General features: G+C 69.2%; 3 protein-coding genes. All 3 read left to right on the top strand.

The window, feature by feature from the left end:
• A partial coding sequence (locus PMI12_RS29265) for a non-ribosomal peptide synthetase (protein ID WP_042673993.1) occupies positions 1-6,067 on the top strand: 6,067 nt, incomplete at its 5' end.
• Between the two features lie 4 nt (positions 6,068-6,071).
• Complete coding sequence (locus tag PMI12_RS21935; protein WP_007836845.1) at positions 6,072-9,221, top strand: non-ribosomal peptide synthetase; 3,150 nt, start codon at positions 6,072-6,074, stop codon at positions 9,219-9,221.
• A partial coding sequence (locus PMI12_RS21930) for a condensation domain-containing protein (protein ID WP_007836843.1) occupies positions 9,221-10,762 on the top strand: 1,542 nt, incomplete at its 3' end. The genes PMI12_RS21935 and PMI12_RS21930, both read left to right, overlap by 1 nt.

Here is a 10,762-nt window from a genome sequence, read left to right as displayed (position 1 = left end):
GCTGCCCGACTACATGGTGCCCGCCGCGCTGGTGGTGCTCGACGCACTGCCGCTGAACGCCAACGGCAAGGTGGACCGCAAGGCCCTGCCGGCGCCGGAGTTCACGAGCGAGCACGCCTACGAGGCGCCCGCGGGCGAGGTGGAAGAAAAGCTGGCCGCCATCTGGGCCGATGTGTTGGGCGTGCAGCGCGTGGGCCGCAACGACAACTTCTTCGAACTCGGCGGCCATTCGCTGCTGGCGCTGAGGCTGCTGGAGCGCATGCGCGCCCAGGGCTGGTCGACGCAGGTGCGCACGCTGTTCCAGCAGCCACAGCTCGGCGCATTCGCGCAGGCGCTGGTGCTGGAGCCTGCGCGGCAGGAGCTGTCCGTTCCTCCCAACGGCATTCCGGCGGATTGCCGGGCGATCCAGCCGGAGATGCTGACGCTGGCGACCCTGGATGCACGGCAGATCGCGCGCATCGAGGCGGCGGTGCCGGGCGGGGCCGCCAACATCCAGGACATCTATCCGCTGGTGCCGATGCAGGAGGGGATGCTCTTCCACCACCAACTGCAGGCCGAGGGCGACGCATACATCACGCTGAACCGCCTGAGTTTCGAAAGCCGCGGAAGGCTCGAGCATTTCGTCGCCAGCTTCAACGAAGTGATCGCGCGCCACGACATCCTGCGAACGGCCGTGATGTGGGAAGACCTTCCCGAACCGATGCAGGTGGTGCATCGCAAGGCCGTGCTCGAACTCCAGTGGCTGGCCGATGCCGGGCCCGGCGGCGCGAGCGCTTCCGCGCGGCTCGATGCCCACGTCGACCCGGCGCACTACCGCATCGACGTGCGCAAGGCACCGATGCTGAGGGCCATTGCGGCCCATGACGTGGACAACGGCCGCTGGCTCCTTCAGCTGGCGAACCATCACCTGGTGGTGGACCACACCACGCTGGAGCTGATCGTCGAGGAAATTGCGCTGATCCAGCAAGAGCGCAACGCCGGGCTGCCCGCGCCCGTACCGTTCCGCCACTTTGTCGGGCAGGCCAGGCTGGACTTGGGCCAGGCCGTGCACGAGGCCTTCTTCAGCCAGATGCTCGCCGATGTGGAGGAGCCGACGGCACCGTTCGGCCTGCTCGACGTGCAAGGCGACGGCATCCGGGTGCGGGAAGCCTCGCTCGCGCTGGATGCACGGCTCGCATCGCAGGTCAGGAGCCAGGCGCAGAGATGCGGCGTGAGCGCCGCGGCGCTGTTCCACATGGCCTGGGCGCTGGTGCTGGGCAAGACCACGGGCAGGGACGACGTGGTGTTCGGCACCGTGCTGTTCGGCCGCATGCAGGGCGGTGCGAATGCCGACCGGGCACTGGGCATGTTCATCAATACGCTGCCCGTGCGCATCCGGCTGGGAACGCAAAGCGTGCAGGCGTGCCTGCGCCAGACGCACGCGGCGCTCAGTGAACTGATGCATCACGAGTACGCCAGCCTGTCGCTGGCGCAGCGCTGCAGCGCACTGCCGCAGCGGATGCCGCTGTTCACGGCGCTGCTGAACTACCGCTACGGCGCGCAGCAGGGCAAGGAGAAAGAGAAGGGCCCGCTGTGGGAAGGCATGGAGGTCCTGGGCAGCAGGGAGCGCACCAACTACCCGATCGAGATGTCGGTGGACGACCTGGGCGAGGGCTTCCATCTGGTCGCGCAGATTCACGAGGCGGTGGATGCCGCTCGCGTGTGCGGCCTGATGGCCGCCGCCGTCGAGGCCGTCGTGCAGGGCCTGTCGGCGCAGCCCGAGCGGCCGGCCTGCGAACTCGAGGTGATGTCCGGCGACGAACGGCGCCAGCTTGCCGCATGGGGCGAAAACCCCATGCGGTATGCGCAGGACGAGCCGGTGCATCGGCTGATCGAGCGGCAGGCAGCGCTCAGGCCGGGCGCGACAGCGCTGGTCTTCGGTGACGAGGCGCTGAGCTATTCGGAGCTCGAGGCACGGGCCAATCGCCTGGCGCATTGCCTGATTGCCCTTGGCGTGAAGCCGGAGATGAAGGTGGGCATCGCGGTGGAGCGCTCCGTCGAGATGGTGGTCGGGGTCCTGGCGATCCTGAAGGCCGGCGGGGCGTACGTGCCGCTCGACCCGGAGTATCCCGTGGACCGCCTCGCCTACATGGTGGCCGACAGCGGCATCGGATTGCTGCTCACGCAAGACAACCTGAGAGCCCTGGTGCCGGGCGCCGAGGCGCTGCAGGTGGTGGCGCTGGACACGCTGGACACCGGCAGCCACTCCGATGCCGCCCCGCAGGTCGCGCTCGGAGGCGAGAACCTGGCCTACGTCATCTACACCTCCGGCTCCACGGGAAAGCCCAAGGGCGTGATGGTGCGGCACAGGTCGCTCAGCCACTTCATGCTGAGCATGAAGGAGGCGCCGGGCATGACGCAGGACGACGTGCTGGTCGCGGTCACCTCCCTGTCGTTCGACATCGCCGCGCTGGAGCTGTACCTGCCGCTGCTCAGCGGCGCGCGCCTCGTGCTGGCACCGAGGGATGTGGTGCGAAACGGAAGTGCGCTCGGCGAACTGATGGACGGGTGCGGTGCCACCGTGCTCCAGTCCACGCCCGCGGGCTGGCGGCTCTTGCGGGCCGCTGGATGGAACGGCGGCCAGGCCGCGAACTTCAAGGGCCTGTGCGGCGGCGAGGCGCTGCAGGAAGACCTTGCGCAAGACCTGCTGGCGCTCGGCGTCGAGCTCTGGAACATGTACGGCCCCACCGAAACCACGATCTGGTCGACGGCGGCCGCGGTTCGCGGCAGGCCCCGCATCGGCGGGCCGATCGCGGCCACGACGCTGCACGTGTTGGACGGCTTCCTCAACCCGTCGCCCGTGGGCGTGCCGGGCGAGCTGTTCCTGGGCGGCATCGGCCTGGCGCGCGGCTATTTCCGGCGCGCGGGCCTGACGTCCGAGCGCTTCATCGCGGCGCAGGACGGCCAGCGGCTGTACCGCACGGGCGACCTGGTGAAGTGGAACCCCGAAGGTCAGCTGGAGTACCTGGGCCGCATCGACCACCAGGTGAAGGTGCGGGGCTTCCGCATCGAGCTCGGGGAGATCGAGACGCAGCTGCTGGCGCAGCCCGAGGTTCGCGAGGCCGTGGTGGTGGCGCGCGAGAGCGCGAACGGCGCATCGTTGGCCGCCTACATCGCACTGCAGGCAGGGCAGGCGGCAGATACGGCGACGCTGCGCGACCGCCTCGCCGCGGCACTGCCCGACTACATGGTGCCGGCAGCGATCGTCGTGCTCGAGCGCCTGCCCCTGAACGGAAACGGCAAGATCGACCGCAACGCGCTGCCGGGGATTGAGTTCGCGAGCGACCGGGCATACGAGGCACCCGAAGGCGCGGTGGAAGAGAAGCTGGCCTCGATCTGGGCCGAGGTGCTGGGCGTGCCGCGCGTGGGGCGGCACGACAGTTTCTTCGAGCTCGGCGGGCATTCGCTGCTGGCGGCACAACTCGCGTCGAGGGCGCGCGTCGACGGCGGATTCGACCTGCCGCTGCGCAGGATATTCGAGCACCCGGTGCTTCGCGACCTCGCGAATGTCGCCCGGCAGACGCGGCACGAGAGCCCCTTGTCCGCTCGCGTGCCGGTGCTGCAACCGGTCGAGCGCGTGGCCGACATGAAGCTCTCGCCCGCGCAGCAGCGCCTGTGGCTGGTGAATCGGCTGTCGGATGCATCGGATGGCAAGCACGCGGCCTACAACATCTCGGCGGCGCTGCGCTTGTCGGGCGCGCTCGATGTCGACCTGGTGCGCGCCACGCTCGATGCCGTCGTGCAGCGGCACGAAGTGCTGCGCACCTGGTTTCCCGAGAACGACGACGGTGATCCCGTGGCTCGCATCGCGCCAGGAAGCGATCTCGTCGTTGCGCAGACGGATCTTTCGCACCTGCAGGCCGAATTGCAGGCGAGGGCGATGCACGATGCACTCGCCGCGCACGCGGGCACCGCGTTCGACCTGGCCACCCGCCCGGCCTTCGCGGCAGCCGTCCTGCGCCTGCAGCCCGAGGAACACGTGTTGATGCTGTGCGTGCACCACATCGTGTTCGACGGCTGGTCCGAAGCTGTCTTCATCCAGGACTTCATGGCCATATACGCGGCGCTGCGGGAAGGGCGCGACTCACCCCTTGCGCCGCTCGCGATCCAGTACGCCGACTACGCCGACTGGCATCACCGCAAGCTCGCGCAGAACCTTGCGCGGGACGCCGCGTTCTGGCGCAGCTACCTCGAGGCCGCACCCGCCCTGTCCACGCTCAGGCCCGATCACGCCCGGCCTCCCGTGGCGTCGGCGGCGGGCGACACGGTCGGCATCGAGATCGGGCACGAGCTCGCGCAAGCGCTGCGTGGCCTTGCGCGGGAGCAGAAGACCTCGCTGTACGTGCTGCTGCTGTCGGCCTTCCTGCTCGTGCTGCACCGGCAGGCCGCGTCGGACGACCTGGTGGTCGGCACCGACGTCGCAGGGCGCGACCATCCGGCGCTCGAAGAGCTGATCGGCTTCTTCGTCGGCGTCGTGCCGCTGCGTTCCCGGCTCGCGCCCGCGTTGCCTTTCGTGCAGTGGCTCTCGAGGGTCAAGGAGAGCACGCTGTCGGCCTTCGAACACCAGGACGTGCCCTTCGACCAGATCGTCGAACTGGTCGGCGCGCCCCGCAGCCGCCAGCACAGCCCGCTGGTGCAGGTGCTGTTCGTCATGCAGAACATGCCCGAGGGACGCTTCGAGATCCCCGGCGTGGTCATCGAGCCGATCCCGAGGCCCGGGACGACATCGAAGTTCGATCTCGCGGTGTTCGTGAGAGAGAACGAAAGCGGCCTGCGGGCCGAGTGGACCTTCGCCTCCAGCCTGTACCTGCGCGAGACCATCGAGCGCGCATCCACGGCGTGGCGCGGTCTCCTGCAGCAGGTCGTCGCGGCACCCAACGGGATGCTGGAGGGCTTCGTCATTCCATCCAACACGGAAAGAAACACCATGCCGTCTACCTCGCCCGCGCCGGGCAAGCTGCAGAAGCTCAAGAAATTCACCGCCAAGGATCGCAACGCCCAGGCCGCACCGCGCTCGCCCGTGCGCACCTCCTTCCTGTCGGACCAGCGGGCTTTCCCACTGGTCATCGAGGCCACGGGCAGCGACATCGACGCGGTGGCATGGGCCCGGGAGCAGGGCGCGTACATCGAGGCCAGCCTCGGCAAGCACGGCGGCATCCTGCTGCGCAATTTCGGCCTGCGCACGCCGCAGGAATTCGAGGCCTTCGCGGAAGTGATCGAACCCGAGCTCTACGGCGGCTACGGCGATCTTCCGAAGAAGGAGGGTGGGCGCAACACCTACCGTTCGACCCCGTACCCCGAGCGCCAGATGATCCTGTATCACAACGAGAGTTCGCACCTCGACCGCTGGCCGCGCAAGCAGTGGTTCTTCTGCGAGCTGCCTTCGCCCGTGGGCGGCGCCACGCCCATCGTCGATTGCCGCGAGATGCTGCGCCTCCTGCCGGCCGGCATGGTGGCCGAGTTCGAGCGCAAGGAGCTGATGTACGTGCGCACCTTCGTACCCCGGTTCGACGTGAGCTGGAAGGACTTCTTCAAGACCGAGAGCAAGGCCGAAGTCGAGACGCGCCTCGCGCTGGCCGGCACCGCCTGGCGCTGGCTGGACGAAGACACGCTGCAGACCCGTACCCGCTGCCCGGCGGTGATCACGCATCCCGTCACCGGCGAGCGCGTCTTCTTCAACCAGATCCAGCTGCACCATGCGAGCTGCCTGGAGGCGGACGTGCGCGAAGACCTGCTGGCCATGGCCGGTGGCCTGGAGTACCTGCCGCGGCATGTGACCTACGGCGACGGCACGCCGATCGACGACGAGACCATGGCAGTGGTCGGCCGCGCCTACGAAGCGTGCGCCGTGCGCTTCGACTGGCGCCAGGGCGACGTGGTGATGCTCGACAACATGCTCGCGGCACACGCGAGGGACCCGTACGAGGGGCCGCGCAAGATCGTGGTCGCCATGGGTGCGATGTGCGACCGCACCGCGCTTGCGCAGGCTCCCGGGGCCGCTCGGCAACCCGCCGTGTTCGAGGGCTGAAGCCATGGCTGCCATTCTCGAAACCACGACTTCCTCGCTGCCGCTCAGTCCTGAGCAACGTGCCATCCGGGCGCAGCATGGGGAGCAGGCCGCTCCCGGCGCGCCCAAGCTCGTGCTGCAGGCTGACCTCGACGGCGAGCTCGACGCGACGCGCCTCGAGGCCGCGGCCCGCTCGATCGTGCAAGCCCATGTGGCCTTGCGCTCGGCGGTGTTGCAGGTTCCCGGCTTCCGGGGTCTCAGGCAACAGGCCCTGGATGCGGCGGCTGCGCTGCGCTGGCAAAGGATCGACCTTCGCGGCAATGCCGACAGCGCGACCGCGCTGGCCGACTGGATCGCCGCGTGCACGCAGGAGCCGCTGGATGTCGCGAGCGGCGCGGCGCTGCGCGTCGGCATTGCCCGGCTCGGCGAAACACGGCACAAGTTCGTGCTGGTTGCCAGCGTGTTCGCCGCGGACAAGGGCAGCCTGCACGGCCTGCTGGATCAGATTGCAACGGCTTACCTCACGGGGCAGGCCGTCGATGCGGACGAGGTTTTCCAGTACACGCAGTTCGTCGAATGGCGCCAGGACCTCGACAGCGGCGAGGAGGCCGCCGACGGGCGCGGCTACTGGCAGACCTGCATCGACCGCGCCGATGTGCTGCAGGCACCGCGCCTGAACACCCGGATGGACGGGGTACGCGAGGTCGCGTCGCCGGCGCGTGCCAGCCTCTCCCTTCCTCTCGATGCGGCGCTTGCCGCCCGCACGCAGGAAGCGGCCGGGCAGCTCGGGTGCGGCACCGACCTGCTCCTGCAGGCCGTGTGGTGGCTGCTCGTGGCCCGGTTGACCGGCCACAGGCCTTTCGTCGCCGGCTGGCAGAACGATTGCCGGCACGACTACGAAGTGATGCGGGGAGCGGTGGGCGTCTTCGAGAAGATCCTGCCCGTGGTCGTGGACATCGCGCCCGACGAGCGCTTCTCCGACTGGATCGCACGCCTGGGCGAAACGCTCGAGGCGCACGCCGAGGCCCAGGAGTACTGGGCGATCGATGCGCCGCCGATCTCTGCGCACCTCGACGTGGGCTTCGGCTTCGACGAGATACCGGTGCGCTCGCACGGTGCCGTGGCCTGGCGCGTGGACACCGCGCCCGGGCCGCTGCCTTGTTTCGAACTGGCCATGCAGGTCGGTCGGGCCGGGCAGGCTTTCACGTTGTCCGTGCATGCGGATGTGTCGCGCTATTCGCCCCAGGCCGTGGAGCGGCTGCTGTGGCAGTACCAGACTTTGCTCGAGGATGCCGTGGCGCAGCCGCGCGCGCCGGTCGGCAGCCTCGCGCTGGTGTGTGAGCGCGAGCGCCAATTGCTGCTGCTGGCAGCGCGCGGTGCGGCGGCCGATTTCGGAAGCCTCACGCTGGCCGGGCATGTCGCCCGCTGGGCGCGGACGACGCCGGACGCGCCCGCGCTGGAGGCTGGCGACGTGCTGCTGAGCTATCGCGAATTCGATGCGCGAATCAACCGGATGGCGCACTGGCTGCAGGCCCGGGGCGCCGCGGCTGGAACGCTGGTGGCGCTCAACCTTCCGCGATCGGCCGATCTGCTGGTGGCGATGCTGGCGAGCTGGCGCATCGGGGCGGGCTACCTGCCGCTGGACCCCGAGTGGCCCGCCGCGCGCCGCCAGGCCGTGCTGGAAGACGCCGTGCCGTCGCTCGTGCTCCATGCCGCAGGCGTGCCTTCGGCTGGCGATGCGCCGTGGCGGCAGGCATCGCTGGACGACATGGACCTCGACGGTGTTGCCGACAGCGCACCGGCATGCCAACCCGCGATGCAGGATCTGGCTTATGTGCTCTACACCTCGGGTTCGACGGGGACGCCCAAGGGCGTGGTGATCGGGCAGGGGCAGTTGCTCAACTACGTGGCTGCGGTGTCATCGGCCATGGACCTGGCTCGCTGCCGCCGCTGGGCGCTCACAAGCTCCGTCGTCGCGGACCTGGGCAACACCGCGCTCTTCGGTGCGTTCCACAACGGTGCCTGCCTCGTCTTGGCGGGAGCGGGCGACGTGAAGGATGCGCGAGCCTTCGCCGGCTTCATGCGCGAACGCCGGATCGACGCGCTCAAGATGGTGCCCTCCCACCTGGAGGCCCTGCTCGAGGACGAGGCGCCGAAGCTGCCCGGCACGCTGGTGCTGGGCGGCGAGGCTGCACCGCGCTCGCTCATCGAGCGCATCGTCAGGCTTGCACCGGATACCGCGATCTACAACCACTACGGCCCCACGGAAACGACGGTGGGCGTGATGGTGCACCGCGTATCGGCGGGCGAGGCCGCATCCCCGGTGCTGCCGCTGTCGCGCGTGCTGGCGAACAACCGCGTCCATGTGCTGGACGAAGCCTTGCGCATGGTGCCGAGCGGCGCGCTGGGGGCGGTGTATGTCGGCGGTGCGCAGCTGTGCCGCGGCTACCTGAACCGGGAGGTGGAAGGCGCTTTCGTGGCCGATCCATTCGAGCCGGGGCAAGAGCTCTACCGCACGGGCGACCTGGCCTGCGTGCTGCCCGAAGGCGGCATCCGCCTGGCGGGGCGGGCGGACGACCAGATCAAGATCCGGGGCTTTCGCGTCGAGCCGGCCGAGGTGGAGGCGGTGTTGCTGTCGCAGCCCGGCGTGCGACAGGCCGTGGTGCTGGCGGTACCGGGCGGTGGAGGCGACGCCGAACTCCGGGCCTTCGTCGTGGGTGACGGGGCGCTCGCGTCGGAGGCCGGTCGCTCGGCGCTGACAGGACGGCTGGGCACGCTGCTGCCCGCACACATGGTGCCTGCGCGCTGTATCTTCGTCGCGGAGTTCGCGAGGCTGCCGAACGGAAAGATCGACCGGCAGTCGCTGCTGTCCGCGGCACGCAGCGATGACCGCAAGCCGGTGGCGGCGGCACCGCGCGACGCGCTCGAATCGGTGCTGGCCGAGTGCATGGCAAGCCTGCTCCAGCGCGACGCCATCGGCGTGGAAGACGACTTCTTCGAGCTGGGAGGGCACTCGCTGCTTGTGATCAAGCTTGTGGCGCGCATCCGCAAGCAGCTGCGGATCGACATCGCGCCGGGGCTGGTGTTCGACCATCCCAGCGTCGCCACGCTCGCAGCGGCGCTTCGCACGATGGAGAACGAGGGATCGGTTTCGGCATACAGGATGGAACAGTGATGAACAGCAGCAATGCGGCGCGGCGGATTTCAGCGGAGAACGGATGGGCGGATGACGATGGCGACGACGAAATCCTCCATCGCGTGTCGGACGGCGACGAGGTGCCGTTGTCCCCTGCGCAGGAGCAGCTGTGGTTCCTGCAGCGCCTGGAGCCGGGGCTGACGGCCTACAACCTGCCGCGGACGTTCCGCCTGCACGGCCCGCTGGACGCGGATGCGCTCGAGCGCGCGTTCCAGGCCGTGATCGATCGCCACGGCATCCTGCGCACCCGCTTCTTCGAGAAAGACGGCGTTCCCATGCAGCAGATGGTGCGGGACGTGAGGTTCATGCTGGAGCGGTTCGATCTGTCCCTGGAGTCCGGGGCCGCGCGGCAGGCGCGTGTCGATGCGCTGACGGGCGAGACGGCCCTGCATGTGTTCGACCTGGACGCCGCGCCTGCATTGGTGGCCAGGCTGATCCGGCTGTCGGGCCAGGAGCATGTGCTGACGGTCTGCCTGCACCACATCGTGTCGGATGCGTGGTCCAACCCCATCCTCGCTGCGGACCTCGCTTCGGCCTACCGCCTGGCATTGGCTGCGGGTGCGGCCGTGCGGCTGCCGGCCTTGCCGGCCCAGTACGCCGACTACGCGCTGTGGCAGCGCGAGCGCCTGCAGGGCGAGGGCCTGGCGAAGCAACTGGACTACTGGAACACCCACCTGGGTGCCGATGTGCCACCGCTGGAGCTGCCGCTCGACGCGGCGCGCCCTGCGCGGCAGACCTTCGACGGTGCGGTGCATCGCTTCGCGCTGGAGCCGGCGCTGGCGGTGGCGTTGCAGAAGTTCTGTCGCACGGAGAAATGCACGCCCTTCGTGGTCCTGCTCGCGGCGTGGCAGATGCTGTTGGGCCGGTACAGCGGTCAGAACGACTTTGCCGTCGGCGTGGCCAATGCCGGCCGCCATCGCGACGAGGTGCGCGACCTGGTGGGGTTCTTCGTGACGACCCAGGTGTTCCGGGCGCGGCTCGAGCCGCGCGCGACGTTGCGCGAAATCTGCCGGCGGGTGCGGCGCGATTCGCTGTCGGCGCTGGAGCATGCGGACCTTCCCCTCAATGCGCTGCTGGCCGGCCGGAACGAAAAGCGCGATGCGTCGCGCAACCCGTTGTTCCAGGCGATGTTCGGCGTGCAGATGAGCGACAGCGTTGCCGACCTCGCGTTCGGCGACGTGCGCGCGGAGCAGGTCGGGGGCGGCAACGCGAGCGCCAAGTTCGACCTGTCGCTGGATTTCTTCATCGAACCGACGCGTGCGTACGCGCAGATCGAATACAACACCGATCTTTTTGGGGAGGCCACCGTGGCGCGGCTGGCGGGCTGGTATGTGCGCCTGCTCGAGACGTTGACGGTCGATCCGGACCAGGTCTTTTCGGAGATCGATCTTTCGAGCGATGCCGAGCGTGCGCAACTGGCCTCGTGGGGTGCGTGCAGGCAGGCAGCCGAAGCGGGCGAGCCGATCCACCGGCTGATCGAACGGCAAGTGCGTGCGCGCCCCGAAGCACCCGCGCTGTGC

The sequence above is a fragment of the Variovorax sp. CF313 genome (genome assembly GCF_000282635.1).
Classification (GTDB): domain Bacteria; phylum Pseudomonadota; class Gammaproteobacteria; order Burkholderiales; family Burkholderiaceae_C; genus Variovorax.
Note: the sequence above shows the minus strand (reverse complement) of the source record. Positions and strands in the feature narration are given on the sequence as shown.

What these genes read in the sequence shown, in the direction of transcription:
- PMI12_RS21935 (WP_007836845.1), top strand. Translation starts at nt 6,072, where the DNA reads ATGGCTGCCATTCTCGAAACCACGACTTCCTCGCTGCCGCTCAGTCCT.